General features: G+C 56.9%; 18 protein-coding genes, 1 tRNA gene, 8 pseudogenes and 1 other annotated feature. Of the genes and pseudogenes, 20 read left to right on the top strand and 7 right to left on the bottom strand.

Going from position 1 to position 18,528, the window contains the following annotated elements; genetic code table 11:
* Window positions 1-303: pseudogene (locus JCM13995_RS05875) on the top strand (rhodanese-like domain-containing protein); the annotation flags it as partial.
* 38 nt (window positions 304-341) lie between these two features.
* Here JCM13995_RS05875 and JCM13995_RS13770 read toward each other — a convergent pair.
* Window positions 342-522: pseudogene (locus tag JCM13995_RS13770) on the bottom strand (DUF3042 family protein).
* 52 nt (window positions 523-574) lie between these two features.
* On the opposite strand from JCM13995_RS13770, the pseudogene miaA reads away from it, so the two are divergent.
* From miaA to glnA, 3 genes and pseudogenes are all read left to right on the top strand, one after another.
* Window positions 575-1,512 (top strand): annotated as a pseudogene (miaA, locus tag JCM13995_RS05870) (tRNA (adenosine(37)-N6)-dimethylallyltransferase MiaA).
* 103 nt (window positions 1,513-1,615) lie between these two features.
* Complete coding sequence (locus tag JCM13995_RS05865) at window positions 1,616-2,011, top strand: MerR family transcriptional regulator (protein ID WP_082397739.1); 396 nt, start codon at window positions 1,616-1,618, stop codon at window positions 2,009-2,011.
* An 18-nt stretch (window positions 2,012-2,029) separates the two neighbouring features.
* On the top strand, window positions 2,030-3,343 hold the full coding sequence (gene glnA, locus JCM13995_RS05860; RefSeq protein WP_054663489.1) for a type I glutamate--ammonia ligase: 1,314 nt from the start codon (window positions 2,030-2,032) through the stop codon (window positions 3,341-3,343).
* A 137-nt stretch (window positions 3,344-3,480) separates the two neighbouring features.
* Here glnA and JCM13995_RS05855 read toward each other — a convergent pair whose 3' ends face one another.
* Both JCM13995_RS05855 and JCM13995_RS15810 read right to left on the bottom strand, forming a co-directional pair.
* Window positions 3,481-5,187, bottom strand: coding sequence for a Xaa-Pro dipeptidyl-peptidase (locus JCM13995_RS05855; protein WP_225350744.1), 1,707 nt, complete (start codon window positions 5,185-5,187; stop codon window positions 3,481-3,483).
* Window positions 5,188-5,189: 2 nt separating this feature from the next.
* Window positions 5,190-5,849 (bottom strand): hypothetical protein, encoded by a 660-nt coding sequence (locus JCM13995_RS15810; RefSeq protein WP_225350743.1) that lies wholly within the window; start codon window positions 5,847-5,849, stop codon window positions 5,190-5,192.
* Between the two features lie 119 nt (window positions 5,850-5,968).
* Here JCM13995_RS15810 and JCM13995_RS05850 point away from each other — a divergent pair.
* Window positions 5,969-6,041: transfer RNA gene (locus tag JCM13995_RS05850), tRNA-Arg, on the top strand.
* An 82-nt stretch (window positions 6,042-6,123) separates the two neighbouring features.
* Here the strand turns inward: JCM13995_RS05850 and JCM13995_RS05845 are convergent.
* From JCM13995_RS05845 to JCM13995_RS05840, 3 genes are all read right to left on the bottom strand, one after another.
* Complete coding sequence (locus JCM13995_RS05845; protein ID WP_054663486.1) at window positions 6,124-6,441, bottom strand: helix-turn-helix domain-containing protein; 318 nt, start codon at window positions 6,439-6,441, stop codon at window positions 6,124-6,126.
* A 65-nt stretch (window positions 6,442-6,506) separates the two neighbouring features.
* Complete coding sequence (locus JCM13995_RS13765; protein ID WP_082397738.1) at window positions 6,507-6,659, bottom strand: SHOCT domain-containing protein; 153 nt, start codon at window positions 6,657-6,659, stop codon at window positions 6,507-6,509.
* Between the two features lie 146 nt (window positions 6,660-6,805).
* Window positions 6,806-7,264, bottom strand: coding sequence for a hypothetical protein (locus tag JCM13995_RS05840; RefSeq protein ID WP_054663483.1), 459 nt, complete (start codon window positions 7,262-7,264; stop codon window positions 6,806-6,808).
* Between the two features lie 214 nt (window positions 7,265-7,478).
* Here JCM13995_RS05840 and JCM13995_RS16805 point away from each other — a divergent pair, with 214 nt between their 5' ends.
* Window positions 7,479-7,601 (top strand): hypothetical protein, encoded by a 123-nt coding sequence (locus JCM13995_RS16805; protein WP_255533311.1) that lies wholly within the window; start codon window positions 7,479-7,481, stop codon window positions 7,599-7,601.
* Window positions 7,602-7,695: 94 nt separating this feature from the next.
* Here JCM13995_RS16805 and JCM13995_RS05835 read toward each other — a convergent pair whose 3' ends face one another.
* On the bottom strand, window positions 7,696-7,977 hold the full coding sequence (locus JCM13995_RS05835) for a hypothetical protein (RefSeq protein ID WP_054663480.1): 282 nt from the start codon (window positions 7,975-7,977) through the stop codon (window positions 7,696-7,698).
* A gap of 157 nt (window positions 7,978-8,134) precedes the next feature.
* Window positions 8,135-8,203 (top strand) — a sequence feature (ribosomal protein L21 leader region).
* 29 nt (window positions 8,204-8,232) lie between these two features.
* Here JCM13995_RS05835 and rplU point away from each other — a divergent pair.
* From rplU to recN, 14 genes and pseudogenes are all read left to right on the top strand, one after another.
* Window positions 8,233-8,544, top strand: coding sequence for a 50S ribosomal protein L21 (gene rplU, locus JCM13995_RS05830; RefSeq protein ID WP_054663477.1), 312 nt, complete (start codon window positions 8,233-8,235; stop codon window positions 8,542-8,544).
* A 12-nt stretch (window positions 8,545-8,556) separates the two neighbouring features.
* Complete coding sequence (locus tag JCM13995_RS05825; protein ID WP_054663474.1) at window positions 8,557-8,898, top strand: ribosomal-processing cysteine protease Prp; 342 nt, start codon at window positions 8,557-8,559, stop codon at window positions 8,896-8,898.
* A gap of 23 nt (window positions 8,899-8,921) precedes the next feature.
* Window positions 8,922-9,215: a 50S ribosomal protein L27 gene (rpmA, locus tag JCM13995_RS05820; RefSeq protein WP_054663471.1), complete on the top strand. Its 294-nt coding sequence runs from the start codon at window positions 8,922-8,924 to the stop codon at window positions 9,213-9,215.
* A gap of 268 nt (window positions 9,216-9,483) precedes the next feature.
* Window positions 9,484-10,556 (top strand): annotated as a pseudogene (locus JCM13995_RS05815) (M24 family metallopeptidase).
* Window positions 10,557-10,635: 79 nt separating this feature from the next.
* Window positions 10,636-11,195: pseudogene (gene efp / locus JCM13995_RS05810) on the top strand (elongation factor P).
* Between the two features lie 19 nt (window positions 11,196-11,214).
* Window positions 11,215-11,657 (top strand): annotated as a pseudogene (locus JCM13995_RS05805) (Asp23/Gls24 family envelope stress response protein).
* Complete coding sequence (gene nusB / locus JCM13995_RS05800; protein ID WP_054663468.1) at window positions 11,657-12,052, top strand: transcription antitermination factor NusB; 396 nt, start codon at window positions 11,657-11,659, stop codon at window positions 12,050-12,052. Before JCM13995_RS05805 ends, nusB begins: the two are co-directional and overlap by 1 nt.
* Window positions 12,053-12,241: 189 nt before the next feature.
* A pseudogene (gene folD / locus JCM13995_RS16800) lies at window positions 12,242-13,036 on the top strand (bifunctional methylenetetrahydrofolate dehydrogenase/methenyltetrahydrofolate cyclohydrolase FolD); the annotation flags it as partial.
* A gap of 33 nt (window positions 13,037-13,069) precedes the next feature.
* Window positions 13,070-14,386, top strand: a complete 1,317-nt coding sequence (xseA, locus tag JCM13995_RS16795) for an exodeoxyribonuclease VII large subunit (RefSeq protein WP_263849578.1) — start codon at window positions 13,070-13,072, stop codon at window positions 14,384-14,386.
* The gene (locus JCM13995_RS05790; RefSeq protein ID WP_054663465.1) at window positions 14,379-14,621 is read left to right on the top strand and encodes an exodeoxyribonuclease VII small subunit; all 243 of its coding nucleotides are present in this window, start codon (window positions 14,379-14,381) and stop codon (window positions 14,619-14,621) included. The genes xseA and JCM13995_RS05790 overlap by 8 nt, the downstream gene beginning before the upstream one ends.
* Window positions 14,614-15,480 carry a polyprenyl synthetase family protein gene (locus JCM13995_RS05785; protein WP_054663462.1) on the top strand — a complete coding sequence of 289 codons (867 nt, stop codon included), beginning with the start codon at window positions 14,614-14,616 and terminating at the stop codon, window positions 15,478-15,480. The genes JCM13995_RS05790 and JCM13995_RS05785 overlap by 8 nt, the downstream gene beginning before the upstream one ends.
* Complete coding sequence (locus JCM13995_RS05780) at window positions 15,477-16,307, top strand: TlyA family RNA methyltransferase (RefSeq protein ID WP_054663459.1); 831 nt, start codon at window positions 15,477-15,479, stop codon at window positions 16,305-16,307. The genes JCM13995_RS05785 and JCM13995_RS05780 overlap by 4 nt, the downstream gene beginning before the upstream one ends.
* A gap of 72 nt (window positions 16,308-16,379) precedes the next feature.
* The gene (locus JCM13995_RS05775; protein WP_054663456.1) at window positions 16,380-16,829 is read left to right on the top strand and encodes an arginine repressor; all 450 of its coding nucleotides are present in this window, start codon (window positions 16,380-16,382) and stop codon (window positions 16,827-16,829) included.
* A gap of 4 nt (window positions 16,830-16,833) precedes the next feature.
* Window positions 16,834-18,526 (top strand): annotated as a pseudogene (gene recN, locus JCM13995_RS05770) (DNA repair protein RecN).
* The last annotated feature ends 2 nt before the right edge of the window (window positions 18,527-18,528 follow it).

The following is an 18,528-nucleotide window of genomic DNA, read 5'->3' as shown; positions in this document are numbered from 1 at the left end:
ACGCCGGATGTGTTTGAAGCGAACATGCGTAAGGCGCAGATCATTGATTTGCGTGAAAAAAAAGGATTTTGACGCTGGTCACATTCTCGGCGCCCGCGACTTGCCGTATACCCAACTCAAGCAGCGCATGATCGAGCTGCGCAAGGACTTGCCAGTTTACATGTACGATTTGACCGGTGCGGTGTCTGTCAAGGCGGCGCGGCGCATGAAAAAAAAGCCGGCTTTGAGCACCTGTACTTCCTCAAAGGCGGCTATGACAATTGGTCTGGCAAAACAAAGAAAGCTAAGCAGTTTGAAGACTGATTCAAAAAGCCCCTGCAATCGCAGGGGTTTTCTTGTGCTTAGCCTTGGTGAGAGGCATGTTGCTTCCGGTTGGCCTTGCGCCGGTTCTCATTGATCTCGTCAACCTTGGTTTCTACGGGTTCGATGTAAGACTTCTTGAATGCAAATACGGAGCTGGCCACGGCGCCTGCCGACGCGACAACGCCGACCAGGAACCCCTTTAAAAAATTTGTGCTTCATGAAAATCCCTCCCTCTGGAACTTTAGGTGCTAATTTCATTATACTAGATGACATGACAGAAAGTGAGCAAAATCCATTGAAAACTCGAGTGTTGATGATCGGCGGGCCCACCGCGACCGGCAAAAGCGCGCTGGGCGTGCAGCTGGCCCGGCAGTTCAACGGTGAAGTAATCAACGGGGACGCGTTTCAAATCTACCGCGGGATGGACATCGGCACTGCTAAGGTCACGCCAGCGGAAATGGCTGGCATTCCCCATCACCTGATCGACATCAAGGATCCCGGCGAAAGTTTCTCGGCCGCCCAGTTTCAGCGGCTTGCCGAGTCGGCGATCAAAGACCTGACGAGGCGGGGCAAGCTGCCAATCGTGGTGGGGGGCACCGGCTTTTACCTGAACGCGTTGCGGCTGGCCTTGCCATTGGGCGAGCACGCGGCCAGTCCGGTGCGGACCAAGTGGCAGCAGGCGCTGGCCGAGCACGGGCCAGACTGGCTGTGGGGCCAGCTGGCGCCCAGGACCCGGAGGCGGCCAGTCGTATCCCGGTGGGCAATTCTCGGCGCGTGATCCGTGCGCTGGAGGTGATCGAAACCACCGGGCGCAAATTTTCGGCGCAGGCAGTTCCAGTCCCGGTGTACGACACCTTGGTCCTCGGCCTGACCACGGACCGGCCGGCACTGTACGCGCGCATCGATCAGCGCGTCGATCAAATGGTGGAAAGTGGGCTGGAGGCTGAAGTGCGGCGCGTGCTGCAAAACACGGCCCCAAGCGCCCAGGCACTGAAGGCCATTGGGTACAAGGAGTGGCTGCCGTATTTTGCCGGGCAGGCGACTTTAGCGGAAACGGTCGGCCTGATCAAAAAAAATTCGCGCCATTACGCCAAGCGGCAGCTGACGTATTTTCGCCACCAGCTGCCGACGCACTGGTTGGATATGATCGCGGATCCTGAAGGCGGGTTGGCGCAAGCACAAGCACTCGTCGCAAATTGGTTAGACTAGGCTTTTGAAAAGAAAATTGACGTTATGTCAGTTTTTCTGACATCAACAGTTGACGCCTTTTTGCCAAATTGGTATGGTTGTCTGCGTGAAGGAGGGACTGCCGATGCCAGAGATCAGTGATATTCGCACGCGGGCGGTGCTGCCAATCAGCACAGTGATCGCGCTCACCGACCTTTCGGCGCGGCAGATCCGTTATTACGAGGCGCAGGGGCTGCTTCACCCACTCCGCACGCCTGGCAATCACCGGATGTACTCCTTGAAGGACGTGGACGACTTGGTTGAGATCCACAGCCAGCTGGCGGCAGGGTTTTCGCTGGCCGAGCTGAGGGATGCCCAAAAGCAGCCGAAGTCGAAGACGAAGCTTTCCGACGAGGAAGTACGGGCGGCGCTTCGCTCGGAGTTGTTGAATCAGGGTAGGTTGAACCGCGTGGGGATAGCCCGACGCAGGGATTTGGTTTCAGACCGTAGGATAATTGCAGAAGGAGTGGCTCATGGCTAAAGAACCGATTACTGCGACATGATCCGGCAGAGTGTTAAGGATCAAAACGTTGAATTTTTGCGACTGATGTTTACTGACATCAACGGCATTAACAAGAATGTCGAAGTGCCGGTCTCCCAGCTGGAGAAGGTATTGGCCAACAAAATTACCTTCGACGGCAGCTCGATCGACGGCTTTGTCCGCATCGAGGAATCTGACATGCTGCTGTATCCGGACCTCGACACTTGGCTGCTGTTCCCGTGGGAAAATGACGGGGGCAAGATTGCGCGGCTGATCTGCAGCGTGCACACGCCGGACGGTAAGCCGTTCATGGGCGATCCCCGGAACAACCTGATCCGCGTGATGGAAGACGCCCACAAGGCCGGCTACACGGCTTTCAACATTGGACCGGAGCCGGAATTTTTCCTGTTCAAGTTGGATGAGAACGGAGACCCGTCGCTGAAGCTGAACGACAAGGGTTCCTACTTCGACTTTGCCCCGCTGGACATGGGTGAGAATTGCCGCCGCGACATTGTGCTTGAACTCGAAAAAATGAACTTCGAAGTTGAAGCCTCTCACCACGAGGTTGCCCCGGGTCAGCACGAAATCGACTTCAAGTACGCCGATACCGTCAACGCTGCGGACAACATCCAGACCTTCAAGCTGGTCGTTAAGACCATTGCCCGCAAGCACGGGCTGTACGCGACCTTCATGCCAAAGCCGATCCACGGGATCAACGGGTCGGGGATGCACATCAACATGTCGCTGTTCAACAAAGACGGTAACGCGTTCTACGACGCCGGCACTGATGACCAGCTGTCGAGCACCGCGATGCACTTCCTGGCCGGCCTGCTGGCCCACGCGCGCGGCTTGACCGCCATCAACAACCCGACGGTCAACTCTTACAAGCGCCTGGTGCCAGGCTTTGAAGCGCCGGTTTACATCGCCTGGTCTGGCACGAACCGCAGTCCGCTGATCCGGGTTCCGCAGTCCCGCAAGCTTGGGACGCGCTTGGAAATGCGCTCAGTCGATGCCACGGCTAACCCTTATCTGGCGATCGCGGCGATTCTTGAGGCCGGACTCGATGGCGTCCGCAATCAGTTGGATCCAGAGGAAGCGGTCGATCGCAACATTTACAAGATGCAGGACACCGAGCGCAAGGCCAACCACATTCAAGACCTGCCATCGACGCTGCACAATGCCCTGAAGGCCCTTGAAAGCGATCCAGTCGTCAGCGCTGCGCTTGGCGATCACCTGTACCACAGCTTTGTGGACTCCAAGGATCTCGAGTGGGCAGCATACCGTCAGAGCGTTTCCGAGTGGGAACGGGACCAGTACCTCGAGCTTTACTAAGCGGTCCGGCGTTAGACGCGCGGGCGTTGTCGGCGCAAAGCCCGATTCTGCAGAAAATATTGGCATCACGCCATAAAAAAAGCACGCAACTGAGAAAATCAGTCGCGTGCTTTTGTCTTACTTGCGGTAGCGCAGGGTCAGTGTGCTTTGCGCCAAATCGATGTGGAAGTTGACCACGGTTTCGGTACGCTGCGTTTGGGCCATGTCGCGCCGTGAATGATCAGCGCCAGGTGCCGGCCAGCAGGCAGGTGCAGGTGCGTCGGCTGCAGGTCAAAGTCAACCGTGAATGGTTTCCCTGGGGTGACTGGCGCATTTTCGTAGGCGTTCTTTTGGTTCTGAACGTTGACATGACCGAAGGAGACCAGCTTGCTGGCCGTTTCTTTGGCCGGCTTGAACTCCTGAATGCTGACGGTCTTGTAGTCGTAGCCAAGGTTCCAGCCTCCGGCATCGACGACTCCGGCCACTGGGGCAAAGCGCTTGGCTTCGCCGACGTCGACCAGGCGCGCCGAGAGAATCGCGGTTGGCTGGTCGATCCACAGGCGCAGCTTGAGGTGGGGGATACCTTCCAGCGTCACGTCTTTGGTTTCGGCAGGCAGGTCGAGCCACAGCCGGGCGCCATCATACTTGGAGTGCGGCTTGATGATCTCAGCCTCAAACCCATCGGAGTCCTCCTTGTCTTCCTTGAAAATCGCGGTGGCATTATCAGGGAAGCCGGCGCGCTTGCTGGCCATGTCGTTCTGGAGGTTGTAAGGCTTATCGGTATGCTTAGCGTCGGCCGTACCGAACTCATCGTAGGTGTGCCACGTCTCAGGTTCCACGTTGTCCTGAACTGTGACGTTCGGCAAGGCCGCCGGGGCGCCATTTTGCACGCCGAGCAGCTCGTAGGACAGCCACAGGTTTAACTGGTCGACAAAGTCGAGGGACCGAATGTTGTCGAGGTACGTGTGCTGGCCTTGATGCAGGAACAGCTTCTTGTTGATGGGCAGGTCCTGAATGCCATTCCAGTAGCGGATCGCATTGGCCGGTTTGACGTTCCAGTCGTTGAGGCCGTGCTCGATGATGACGTCGGCTTTGATGTTTTTCAGGTTGTTGCGATAGTTGCGTTCATCCCACCACTTGGTGTAATCGCCGAACTCGCGGTCCTGGTCCTTTGTGATGGCGGCCAGGGTCTTGTCCCATTCCGCCTGAATCTTAAGCATGTCACCGGCCTGCTTTTGCCGAGAAAAAGTGTCTACGGCGAGCACGTCGGCGTCTTCACCTTGGAAGCCGCCAGGGGCCACGACCAGGCCATTTTCGCGGTAATAGTCGTACCAGCTGGAAATCGCGGATTCGGAAATGACCGTTTTCAGCCCGGCAACGCCGCTGGTCGCCGCCGCGATCGACAGGGTGCCAAGGTACGACTTACCGGTCATCGCGACCTTACCGTTGCACCACCAGGCCTTGATCTCAATGCCATCGGTGCGGTTGGTAAACGCGCGGCGCTTGCCGGTGAGCCATTCGATCACTGCGACTGCCGAGTCGGTTTCGCTGGTGCCGCCAGTTGAGCGCACGCCATCCGAGCCGCGGGTGCCAACTCCGCCGGAATACACGGTGACAAAGCCGCGGCCAAGCATGTAGTCGTTGAACATATAGCTGCCGCCTTGGTCGGAGTAGACCTCGGCGGTTCGACTTTCGCCGGTGACTGGCTGGTGCGGCAGTTCAGCTGGGGTCGTGGGGGTGTACGTGACCTCATCTTTGGTGTAGGAATGCGTCTTGACTGCTAGTTTAGGGTCTGGTTTGTGCGTGATCCAATCCACATCGTTGGTCCCGTGGAAGTACGGGTTGGCGGTGAACAGGACCGGCATCTTTACCCCGCGTCGGTTTCTTGCGGCCGAAAAATGGTGGTTTCCAGCATGTCGCGCTTGCCATCGTGGTCGGTGTCCATGTCGGATTCAATCCAGACGACTTCGCGGTGAATTTTCCGCGCGTCAAAGACATTTTGTGCCTTGCCATTGAAGAAGAGATACTCCGGCGTCTTCTTGCCGGCTTGGAAATCCCGGTAAAAGCCGCGTGCGGCCAAGGCGTCAAGGAGGGTCACCAGGTGCTTGGTGCGCGTGCAGAGCAGCAGGTACATGGCCGACCAGAAATCAGCGGTGGTGGCGATGTCTGCGTTAACCACCGGCAGCTTGGTCTCGGCCATGAACTTGAGGCTATCCGCGAGCTGATAGTCGGTCTTAGGCTCAAAGCCCAGCAGTTGCAGCGCGACGGCGTAGAAGTCCGTCCGGGAAATCTGCGTGGGCTGTGAGGCAAGAAATTGGTTCAGGTCCTGCTCGCCGTTGACCGCAACCGAGGCCAGGGCCTGCTGTTTCGCAGTTTCACTAAAGGCTTCCGGGAAAAGCTTGCGAAAGGCGGCATTGGCCGCATCGCTGAGTGATTGATCAAGGTCGGGCGTGAAGCCGACGGCGGTCAGTTCGTTGAGCTGAGTCGCCTGGTCGGCTTGAATCCGGCCGTTTTGGTTGAGTTTCAAATCGATTCCTCATTTCTTTTTCATTTAATAGGTTCAGTTTAGCCGAGCAGCGGCTCGCATTCAAGCCAGCGCGCGATTGACAGGCCAAGCGGCGCATCCGTATAATGAACAGGTTCAATGTGCTAGTAGCTCAGTTGGATAGAGCAATGGTCTTCTAAACCATTTGTCCCGGGTTCGAGCCCCGCTGGCACACTAAAGCCGCATTCCTAGTCAGGGAGTGCGGCTCTTTGTTTACTGTCTTGCTTTTTCTAGCACGCGGCGGACCAGTTGTAGCTCAGCTGGAAAGGGGTTGGCCTTGATATTGGACGGCTGGCTGGTCGTCAGCGAGGTCGACTGCGGTGGTACCAGTTTGGACATAGCGGGGGTCGATCGCGCCTTTGTTCACGCCAAAGAAGCTGGCGAGTTTCGCAACGTTGGTCGCGTTAGGAGTCGTGGTGCCTTTGAAGTAGCCGGTGAGGGTGCTGCGGGGAATGTGCGTGTCATCGCTGAGCTTGGCCTGGGTGGTGTGGTTCGCCAGTAGCAACCTGTTCAGGCGCTGTTTGATGATGGCCTTATTTTCTCTGTCCTGCGGCGTCTCCGGATTTCTTGCCAATGAAAATCACCTCCTCATCACTCTTGGAAACAAAAACGCGCCACCCAGCAGGCGGCGCGACGTTGTTAAAATTTCAGATCGTCTTGCTCACCCAAGATTTTAGCCTTCTGCTGGTCAAATTCTTCTTGGGTGATGGCGCCTTCGTCCAGCAACTGCTTGAATTCGCGAATCCGGTCGGCGGCTTCTGCCTGGGCTTGGTCTTTTTTTGGCTTGCGCATCCGCCGCTGCCTTGTCCTCAGTCTGCTTGCGGTGGTAATAGTACCAGACTGCAAAGCCGATCAACCCAATGGCCACAAACACGTACCAGTAGGTGATCAGAACTGAAAAGAGCAGCAACAGGATGAAAGCCCCGCCGCAGCCGATTTTATTTTCCTTCTTCATGAGTGTCGCTCCTGTTATCGGCGATGATCTGACCGGCTGCGGTCACGATTTTCGTCGTGCCATCGGCGGCTTCAACTACGAACTGAATCGGTGCCGAAATGGCGACCGTTCCGCTGACGGTGTGCCACCCAAGGTCTCCGAGCTGAGCCGTCAGCATGGTCTCGGCGTCTTGCGCGGACTGAACTGGTTCCCAGTCAAGCGGCTGGAAGTGGTTGGCCGTTTCTGCGGCGGAAATATCGCGGCGGTTAACAGGATGGTTGTCCTTGGTGGGAATGTGGGTGAGGATGTGCCAGGTGATCCAGCCGCCAAGCACGAGCGTGAGAGCCCCCCAGACCCACTGGTGGGCGATGAAGAGCAAGATCACCATAATCCCGACCACAACGCCAGTGATGATGGCGCCGCGAACATCGACGAATTTGCGGGCAGTGCGTTTTGTTTCCATAGTTGACCTCTGTTTCGGTATGATAATTATATCTTCGCACAACGATGGGTGATAGACACGCCTTTTCACTAAAGTATTCAGCAATCAGACTAAAGACTGATTTTAGCTCGCAAGGAATGACAGCGCTTGACATGCTTACATAAGTATAGTAAAATAATAGATAGTCGCAATTGAAACAACCCATTCATGTGCGATACGAATGGAGGTAATTGATATGAAATATCGGATCCAATTAGATACCCAGACGCAACAGTTTATTGCGATCGACCCAAGCAACCAAAACCACATTGGTCGCGGCGCTACGATCGAGCAAGCCGTTGCGCAACTTAATCGGTAATTAAGGTGCCAAGCCTGAAGCCATCGTGCTTCAGGCTTTTTATTTTGCCGTTGACGCGCAAACACTTTCTCGGGGTCAAAGACACATGTTATACTTAATGTCCTTGGCAGGGGCGGGTCCGCGCATTCAGCGGGCCTTTTTTCTCTGCTCGCAGGTAAGCTCGCAGCATGAGCAGGCCAGCGACAATGCCAATCATCCACAGAATATAAAAGACGCTGAACCATCCCCAGCCGTATATCTTTGTTGCCAGCGTGGCCAAGGTCAGGATCACGAGGCCGGTCACGATAAAGTTGATGGGCTGGTGCAGCCGGGCGGTGGTGGTGGCGACCAGGCCGCCGGTGATCAGAAAAATTAAGCTGTTCAATGCAATCGTCATGGGCCTCAACTCCTCGTCATTAGTATAGTCGAGGGGGCGGCTGCCAACAATGATATTTCCCCGTGAGGCTGGCAAGGCTTTTTCCTTGACGGGTACGCAGATTCTGCTTGCGTCAGGGGCTGCAATCTGATAAACTCGTTACGTTGTATTTGTCACCCCTCATCTGCAACCGCACAACGTCAGGTATCAAAGCCTAGCACCTGGCTTGGCGAGTCTTCAGGGGAAAAAGCCTACGGGCAACAGGAGGTGCACAAGATGTACGCAATTATCAAAACCGGCGGCAAGCAGTACAAAGCCGAAGTCGGGGAAGCACTTTACGTCGAAAAGCTCGATGTTGAAGAAGGCAAGACTGTCACGTTTGACCAGGTGATCCTGGTCGGCGGCGAAGGCGATGCCAAAATCGGCACGCCAACGATCGATGGTGCGACCGTCACTGGTAAAGTTGAGAAGCAAGGGCGCGAAAAGAAGGTTGTTACCTACAAGTACAAGCCTAAGAAGCATCAACACCAGAAGAAGGGTCACCGTCAGCCTTACACGAAAGTTGTTATCGACGCGATCAACGCCTAACGGGGTGAACGCATGATCAAAGCACGCTTTCAGCGGGATGCACGCGGTGACATTGTTCATTTTAACCTGACCGGCCATGCCGACTCAGGGGATTATGGGCATGACATCGTTTGCGCAGCGGTCTCTGCAGTCTCAATCGGCGCCGTCAACGGCATTGAGGCCTTGGCTGGGTTTGAACCCAACGTCAAAGCCGATGAAGTTAACGGGGGCCACTTGGAGCTGACGCTAGATCAACCCGAGGATGGGGAGCAGGCACACATCGCACAGATTCTCCTGGAGAATTTGTTGTTGTCCCTGCAAAGCATCGAGGAAAGCTACGGCGATTATCTCTCGATTTCAACCAAACAAGCCTAATTCAATACTCGGAGGTGTACACAATGTTGAAAATGAATCTTCAGTTCTTCTCTCACCATAAGGGGGGCGGCTCGACTTCTAACGGCCGTAACTCCGCAGGTCGGCGCCTTGGCAGCAAGCGCGCTGATGGCCAATTCGTTTTGGCTGGGAACATCTTGTACCGCCAGCGCGGCACTAAGATCCACCCAGGTGTAAACGTCGGCCGTGGCGGCGACGATACGCTCTTTGCTACAGCTGATGGCGTCGTTAAGTTCGAACGCCTTGGCCGCGATAAGAAGCAAGTATCCGTTTATCCAGCAGAAGCAAAAGCTGAATAATCCAGTAGCGCTCCGGTGACGGGGCGCTTTTTGTATGGTGCGTAGGCCAGCGCACTTAGCCCGACGGCTAGCCTAGCTGAGCACATTGCCGCTGCTTTTAGCGGCGAGGCGCTCAGCGTAGCGAGACGCTCGGGCGTTGCTGGCCGAAGCCCGATTACGTCAAGGTGCGAACCCGAAGCCCGATTACGCCCGGTGCGAAGAGCCTGGGTGTTGTCAGCCCGTCGCCTGTTTAAGTTTCCGAATTTCACTTCTTCAAGGAGGTCATCACATGTCTCGTTTGCAAAACCTGCAGGCTGAGTTGCCTGCACTGAAAGTTGACGCGCTGCTGGTCACAGATCCGGTCAACGTCACGTACCTGACCGGTTTCACTGGCAATGAAAGTGCCCTGCTGGTGGCGAAAGACCACGCCTGGTTCATCACCGATTCTCGCTTCACGGAACAGGTCAAAGTCGAGGTCGACAACGCCGAGCTGGTGCTGCACACGCACGGCTGTTAGGTGAGGCAGGGGTGATCGCTCAGGCCCACGGGTTAAAGACGGTGGGTTTTGAGGGCGATGTGATGACCTACGCCGATTTTCAGAAGTTGCCTAAGCAGGTTGCTTGGCAGGCCACGACCAACGTGGTTCCGGCACTGCGCGAAGTGAAGGACGACCAGGAGCTTAAGCTGATCGAGAAGGCGATTCAAATCGCCGAGGCCGGCTATCAGCACGTTTTGGACACGATCAAACCCGGCCAGACGGAGCTGCAGGTCGCCACTGACCTGGACTTTTACATGCGGTCCCTGGGCGCCAGTGGCACGTCGTTTGAAACCATTGTGGCCTCCGGTAAACGTGCCGCGATGCCTCACGGCGCTGCGACCGATAAGAAGATCGAAGACGGCGATGTCATCACTCTGGATTGGGGCTGTGTGTATCAGGGTTACGTGTCCGACATCACGCGGACGTTTGCGGTGGGTGAACCGGATGCGAAGCTCAAGGCTGTCTACAAGATCGTTTACGACTGCAACAAGGCCACAGCGGCGATGATGGCACCAGGCGTGCTCGGTAAAACGATCAACGGGTTTGCCCACCAGTACATCGAGGACAAGGGCTATGGCCAGTACTTTGGCCACGGCACTGGTCACGGCATCGGCCTGTCGATTCACGAAGGCCCCGGTGCTTGGGGGCCGTATGCGAACACGCCGCAAGCGGAAGGCAACGTCGAAACCGACGAGCCTGGCATTTACATTCCGGACCTGGGTGGGGTGCGAGTCGAAGATGACCTTTTGATCACGAAAAGTGGGGCCAAGTACCTGACCACGCCAGCCCCTAGTGAGTTGCTAGTGGTGCCGGTTCGTAAGTAACACGCCGCCTTTTCCTTGCAAGGGCTTTTGGCGATTGATATAGTTAAGGTTAGCGAAAGAAGATAGGTGGAGGAAATACATGATTTCTGTTAACGATTTTAAAAACGGTTTGACCATCGAAGTTGATGGCGACCTGTGGCGCATTGTCGAATTCCAGCACGTGAAGCCAGGCAAGGGCTCCGCGTTTGTCCGGTCGACGCTGAAGAACCTGCGCACAGGGGCCGTTCAAGAAAAAAAACCTTCCGGGCGACGGAAAAAGTGCAGAAGGCGCAGATCGATACGAAAACCATGCAGTACTTGTACGCTGACGGGGATTCCTATGTCTTCATGGACACGACCACGTACGAACAGTTGACACTGCCGGCCGAAGAGCTGACGGATGCGCTGAAGTACATGAAGGAAAACATGGAAGTGAAGATCATGATGCACGGCAACGAAACGCTGGGTGTCGAGGTGCCAAACACCGTTGATCTGAAAGTCACCGCGACCGAACCTGGTGTTCGTGGCAACACGAGTTCAGGCGGCTCCAAGCCGGCGACCCTGGAAACGGGCCTGGTCGTTCAGGTGCCGTTCTTCATCAATGAGGGCGACGTTTTGTCAATCAATACGCAAGATGGGACATATATCTCCCGCGCGTAATTTTTTTAGGAGGCAGCTCATGGCTGAAGATTCGAACATCATTCTGGCAAACCGGACTGACGCGCAGGGCACCATTGAAATCGTGCCTGAAGTGCTTGAAGTGATCCTGGGGATTGCCGCAGTTTCGGTGGACGGCGTCTATCAAATGCGTGGCACAATGGCCAGCACGATCAATTCTTGGTTCGGCCGGGCCAATCACGGTAAAGGGGTTGACCTGACGGTGGATGGCAAGCGCCTCACGGCCGACGTGTACGTTTACCTTGACTACGGCGTTTCGGTGCCGAAGGTCGCGATGGCGATGCAATCAAGCTGCGCGAACAGCTGCTGTTCATGACGGATCTGACGCTCGACGAGGTCAACGTGCACGTGGTTGGCGTGGTCCCGGAAAAAGCACCAAAGCTTGATCCCGACAATTTGTTCGCAGATGATGCGGATGACGACAACCCAGAGGAAGACAAGTAATGCTAGACAGACATGATACCCGGGCAGCGGCTTTTAAGGCACTCTTTGCTCTAGTCAGCAACCCCGAGGCGAACCGCAGTGACGTGTACGAAGAGGCCTTGCCGGCGCATGAAGAGGCTCCGGCCTACTTAACCACCTTGGTCGATGGCGTTTTGGCCCACCAGGATGAATTGGACGCGCAGATTAGTGCCAAGTTAAAAAAGGGTTGGACGCTGCAGAGGTTGAGCAAAACCGACCTCATTTTGCTGCGCTTGGGTCTGTTTGAGCTTCAATTCGTCCCAGACGTGCCAGACAAGGTCGCGGTCAACGAAGCGCTTGAGCTGGCGAAAACGTATGGTGACGACGCAGACGCGAAGTTTATCAACGGCATCTTGGGGCACTTTGTCAAAGCCTGAATGAGCGCTGGCTGCCGCGACTGCGGCAGCCTTTTTTAGTAATCTGGTAGGATTCCGATGAGAAGCATGGACGCCCCTCGCGTAATCTAGGTAGAATGGTGAGGTTCAATGCGCTTTGGCGCGATCAAAAAGGGGGAACGACCATGACCACGATTCTTGACGGCAAGCGAACATCTAACGCGTTAATGGCTGACCTACAGACAGAAGTTTCAGCACTTAAAAAAACAAGGCGTGACACCGGGGCTGGCGGTGGTGCTGGTCGGCAATGACCCGGCCAGCGCGATATACGTCCGTAACAAGCAGCGACGGGCCGATCAGCTCGGGATTCATTCGGTCATGCGCACGCTGCCAAGTACGGCGATGCAGGCCGAGGTCCTAGCGGTGGTGGCGGAGCTGAATGCTGATGAGTCAATCGATGGCATTTTAGTTCAACTGCCGCTTCCCAAGCAGGTCGATCCCGATGCGGTGGTGGCGGCAATCAATCCGGCGAAGGACGTCGACGGGTTTCACGCCAACAATGTCGGCCGCTTGTGGGAAAATAATCCCGGGGTGGTCGCCTCAACGCCGTTTGGCATTATGGCGCTGCTCAAGCACTACGGCATTGAAGTGGCGGGCAAGCGCGCCGTGATCATCGGCCGTTCCAACATTGTTGGGCGGCCCATGGCGGCACTGCTGCTGAACGCGGACGCGACCGTGACCATTACGCACAGCAAGACCCGCGATTTGTTCGCGGTCACGCGCGAGGCTGACATCCTGGTGGTGGCCATCGGCCGCGCCAAGTTCGTCACCGCAGATGCAGTCAAACCCGGCGCGGTGGTGATCGACGTGGGCATGGACCGCGATGCGGCGGGCAAGCTCGTCGGGGACGTCGATTTTGACAGTGTGTCAAAGGTGGCGTCGGCAATCACGCCGGTGCCGGGTGGTGTTGGCCCGATGACCATTGCGGCGCTCATGATCCAGACGGTAGAACTAGCAAAGAGGCATCATCATGCTGAACCCGAGTATCTGACGGTCAGTTTGCTGACCGAATATCTGCGTCGCAAATTCGACCTCGACCCATATTTGAGCAAGGTCTATTTGACGGGCGAAATCACGAATTTTCGCAAGCGGCCTGGTCACCAGTACTTTTCCCTGAAGGACGAGCACGCTAAGATCAACGTGGTGATGTTTAAAAGCGCCTTTGCCCGGCTCAAATTCGAACCCAAGGAAGGCGACACCGTCCGCGTCGTTGGGCGTGTCACCTTGTATCCGGCCAGCGGCCAGTACCAGATTGTCATTGAACAAATGGCCCCAGAAGGCGTCGGCGAACTCTACCTCGCGTACGAGCAGCTGAAAAAGAAATTGTCTGACGAAGGCTTGTTCGCTAAGAACCAGCGGCCGCTGCGCCTGTTTCCGAAGCGCGTGGCGGTGATCACCAGTCCCAGTGGGGCCGTCATTCAGGACATCATGACCACCGTGGCCCGGCGGTACCCGATCCTGCAGATTGTGCTGTTCCCGGCGCAGGTCCAAGGCAACCAGGCCGCGGCCACGATTGTCACCCAGCTGCGGCGCGTGAAGGCCATGGGTGGGTTTGACGCTTTGATCATTGGGCGCGGCGGCGGCTCGATTGAAGACCTGTGGCCGTTCAACGAGGAAAGCGTCGCGCGCGCCTTGGCCGACATGCCGATGCCCATCGTCAGCTCGGTTGGCCACGAAACGGATACGACCATCACCGATTTTGTCGCGGATCACCGGGCCGCCACGCCGACGGCTGCCGCCGAGCTCGTCACGTCGGTCAAGCTGACCGACGGCATTACGCGGCTCCAAGAGGACCAGCTGCGCATTCGGCAAGCGATGCAAAACCGCATCCAGGCCGCTCGTGACCGGCTGAACCGCTCTGCGCAATCCGTTGTGCTCACGCAGCCCGGCCGGTTGTACGATCAGTACCTGCAGCAGGTCGACCAGTTAAAAGTGCGGCTGCAGACCGCCGAGCAGAATCAGCTCACGGCACTGGCCCAGCGGGTGCGCCTGGCCGAGACCAGCTTGAACCCCAGGCAGCTGAGTGTCCGCGTGGCAAATACCCGGCAGACAGTGGTCAATGATCGCCGGCGGCTGCAAAGTGCCGCGCAGGTGATCATCAAAAGTCAGCGCCAGCGCTTCGACCTGGCGAACGATGCGCTGGATCATTTGGGGCCAGACCAGATCCTCGGCCGCGGCTACAGTTATGTCACCAGTCCGCGCGGTAAGGCCCTGACTAAAGTTGGAGACTTTAAACCTGGCGCGAAGGCGCTGATCCACGTTGAAGACGGCACCGTGCCAGTCGTGGTTGAAGAAAGGAAGCAGAAGAATGGCTGATTCAAAGGAACCGACGTTTGAGGAAAAATTGCAGCAACTAGAAACCATTGTTAATCAGCTCGAACAGGGCCAAGTGCCGCTTGAAGAGGCGCTGAAGCAGTACAAGGCTGGCATCAAGCTGTCCAGTGAGCTGGAGGCCACCTTAAAGAACGCAGAGCAAACCGTCACCCAAATGGTCAAGGATGATGGCACGGTCGAAGCATTCGACCCTAAGGCAGCAAACAAAAATGCTTAAGGAAACCGCTGCTTGGCTCAAACCCGTTCAGCAGACGCTTGACGATTATTTGGCCACGGTCAACAATCCGCACCTCCAGGCCGCCATGGCCTACTCGGTTGACGCCGGTGGCAAGCGGCTGCGGCCACTGCTGTTGCTGGCGGTCGTCACCACGTTTGGCGGCGATGGTGAGCAAGCACTGCCGGCTGCCGCGGCGCTGGAGCTGCTGCACACCTATTCGTTGATCCACGATGATTTGCCGGCCATGGATAACGATGACCTGCGGCGCGGGAAGAAAACAAGCCACAAGCAGTTTGACGAGGCCACAGCGATCCTCGCCGGGGATGCCCTGCAAAGCGCGGCGTTTGAGCTGCTGGCTCAAACCAAAGTGGCACCGGCCACGCTGGTTGGCCTCGTGCAGACGTTTGCCCGTGCCGTTGGTCCTAACGGCATGGTCGGCGGGCAGGTCATGGACATGGATGCCCAGGGCCACCAGATCGACTTGCAAACGCTACTGCAGCTGCAGGCGGAGAAAACCGGTGCCTTGCTGACGGCCGCGGCGGATATGGGTGCGCAACTTGCCCATGTCAGCGCCAGCGATGCCCGCGGCGTGCACGTGTTTGCCGCGGCGTTCGGGCGGGCGTTTCAGATTCAAGACGACATTAACGATGTCACTGAAACCGCGGCCCAGCTGGGCAAAACCCCGAACAAGGACGTGGCGGAAGGCAAGGCCACTTACCCCAGCTTGCTGGGGCTGGCTGCAACGCGCCAAGTGTTAGCCGAAGAAGTGGTCAAGGCCCAAGCGGCCGCCAGTGACTTGAGTGTCCCGGCGCCGCAACTGAAGGCACTGCTGGATTATTTTGAAACGGAGAAGCAATGAGTAAAGAACGAGTCGATGTCCTGCTGGTTGAGCAGGGGCTGTTTGAATCACGCGAGCAGGCCAAGCGCGCGGTCATGGCAGGTGAAGTCTATGATCAAAATAACGAGCGGCAGGACAAGCCAGGGGTGAAGATCGCTGGTGATTCCGTGCTGCACGTGAAAGGCAAGAAGATGCCTTACGTCAGCCGCGGTGGCCTCAAGCTGGCCAAGGCGCTCAAGGTCTTTGACCTCGACCTGAAGGGCAAAACCGTGCTCGACATCGGGTCCTCGACTGGCGGTTTCACCGATGTGGCGTTGCAAAATGGCGCCAAGCTGGGGTACGCGCTGGACGTTGGCACTAATCAGCTCGCCTGGAAGATTCGGGAAGACCCACGCGTGGTTGTGATGGAGCAGACCAATTTTCGCTACAGTAAGCCGGAGGACTTCACCCACGGACCGGTCGAGTTTGCCATGACCGACGTGTCTTTCATTTCGCTGAAGCTGATTTTGCCACCGCTGCACGCGATTTTGCAGCCAGGCGGGCACGCCGTCGCGCTGATCAAGCCGCAGTTCGAGGCAGGCCGCAAGCACGTCGGTAAAAAAGGCATCGTGCGCGATCCCGCTGTGCACAAGGCCGTCCTGCAAACAATTGTGGATTTTGCCTTAGGCGCCGGCTACAACGTGCTGGGGCTCGACTTTTCGCCCATCACCGGCGGCGAGGGCAACATCGAGTTTTTGATTCATTTGCAAAACGCTGAGATTCCGGGAGTGAAGGCACCAGACGTTGATGTTGACCAGACGCTGGCGGCCGCATACGCCGAGCTTAAGCCTGCACACGTTAAGCATTAGTGAATATCTATTCATTTGTTTTTAGACTTTATGCACGGTGTTGTATAATTAAGGGCGAAAGCAGGTGAGTGGATGCAAAAGAATGAACGTCAGGCTCAGATCAGAGCCTTAGTGGAAAGCACCCCGATCGAGCGCCAAGGCGATTTTGTCGCGGCGCTGGCTGGGCGCGGGATCAAAGTGACCCAGGCGACGATTTCTCGCGACATCAAGGAGATGCAGCTGGTCAAAGTGCCAATGACCAACGGCCATTATCGCTACTCGCTGCCGCCGGAACGCCAACTTGCCCCTCAGGACAAACTGCGCCGCACGCTTCAGGCCGCCTACTTGCGCGGGGACGTGATGGACCAGTTTGTCTATCTTGTGATGTCACCAGGCACGGCGCCGGCGGTTGGGAGCCTGATCGAACGGTTGGATGATGCGCGCATTTTTGCGACGATTGCCGGGGATGCCTCGATCCTGTTGGTCTGCCGCGGGGCGGCCGAAGCTAAATTGGTCCTGAAAATGCTGGACGAAATGGTGTGAGCGAATGCTGCAAGAATTAGTGATCCATGACTTTGCCATCATTGAAGACCTTGAGCTGAGCTTTGAGGCGGGCATGACGACCCTGACCGGGGAAACCGGCGCCGGCAAGTCGATCATCATCGACGCGGTGGGGCTTTTGGCTGGCAGTCGGGGGTCGGCAGATTTTGTGCGCACCGGTGCCAACAAGGCGACCCTGCAGGGGTTGTTTGATGCCACTGCCAACCCGCGGACGCCGGAAGTGATGGCCCAGTTCGGCCTCGCACCGGACGACGGGATGGTGCTGCTGCAGCGCGAGCTTTACGCGTCAGGGCGTAACCTCTGCCGGGTCAACGGCGAGTTGGTGAACACCGCCACACTGCGGGCGATTGGCGAGACGCTGGTCGATATTCACGGTCAAAATGAGCATCAGCAGTTGGTGCATCCGGAGACTCACCTCGGGCTGCTGGATCAGTTTGCCGGCGCTAAGGTGGGCAAGCTGCTGGCCGCTTATCAGGCGCAGTATGCGACCTATCAAAAGGACCAGGTGACGCTGACGAAAAAGCACCAAAACGAGCGCGAGTGGGCCCAGCGACTGGACATGTTGAAGTTCCAAGTCAACGAGATTCAAAGCGCCGAGCTGAAGCCCACTGAGGAAGACGAGCTGATTGCCGAGCGCGACCGGTTGGCTAATTTTCAAAAAAATCTCCGACGCGCTGACGCAAAGCTATGAGCTGTTGACCGAGTCCGAGGTTAGCCCGCTGGATCAAATCGGTGAGATCATGGGCAACTTGCAAAGTATTGCCGATCTGGACCCCTCATACGCCAAGTTGGCAGACTCGATTCAGTCGGTGTACTACGGGTTGCAGGACGTTCAAGGCGACTTGTCGCGGCAGGTGGACACGCTGGAGTACGACGACGGGCGCCTGGATGAGGTCGAAAAGCGGCTTGAGTTGATCTCACAACTGGAGCGCAAGTACGGGGCCGACCTCAAAGCGGTCATTGCTTACGGCGCAAAGGCCGATGCTGAGCTGGCCTCGATGACGGCTAACGATGCGGATGAGGAAGGCCTGGAAAAGCGCGTGACTGCCGAGCACCAGGCGCTGCTGAAGCTGGGGGCGCAGCTGCGTTCTGCCCGTAAACACGCGGCAAATCAGCTCATCAGTGCGATCCACGGTCAGCTCAAGGCCCTGTACATGGAAAAAACTGTCTTTTCGGTGCGGTTTAGCAAGCTGCCGGCTGACACGCTGCGGTCGGATGGCATTGACAACGTGGAGTTTTACATTCAGACCAACCCAGGCGAGGCCGCTAAGCCATTAGCCAAAATTGCCAGTGGCGGTGAACTGTCCCGCATCATGCTGGCGCTGAAGACCATTTTTGCCGAAACGGACGGCGTGACCTCGATCATTTTCGATGAGGTCGACACCGGCGTTTCAGGCCGGGTCGCACAGGCAATCGCCAACAAAATTTCGGCCATTGCGCGCCACTCGCAGGTGCTGTGCATCAGTCACCTGCCGCAGGTGGCGGCAATGTCGGACCACGAGTTTCTGATCCAAAAGCAGGTCGCCAAGGGCCGCACCACGACCAGCGTCACGAAGTTAGACCACGCAGGCCGGGTTCAAGAAATCGCGCGGATGCTTGCGGGCGAACAGGTCACCAAATTATCGGTGGCGCACGCGTCTGAGATGCTGAAGCTGGCCGAAGAGGCGAAGCAGCAGTAGGC

This window comes from Lacticaseibacillus camelliae DSM 22697 = JCM 13995, from assembly GCF_001311195.1.
Classification (GTDB): Bacteria; Bacillota; Bacilli; order Lactobacillales; family Lactobacillaceae; genus Lacticaseibacillus; species Lacticaseibacillus camelliae.
The sequence above is the reverse complement of the archived record's forward strand: the minus strand, read 5'-3'. Positions and strand labels throughout refer to the sequence as shown.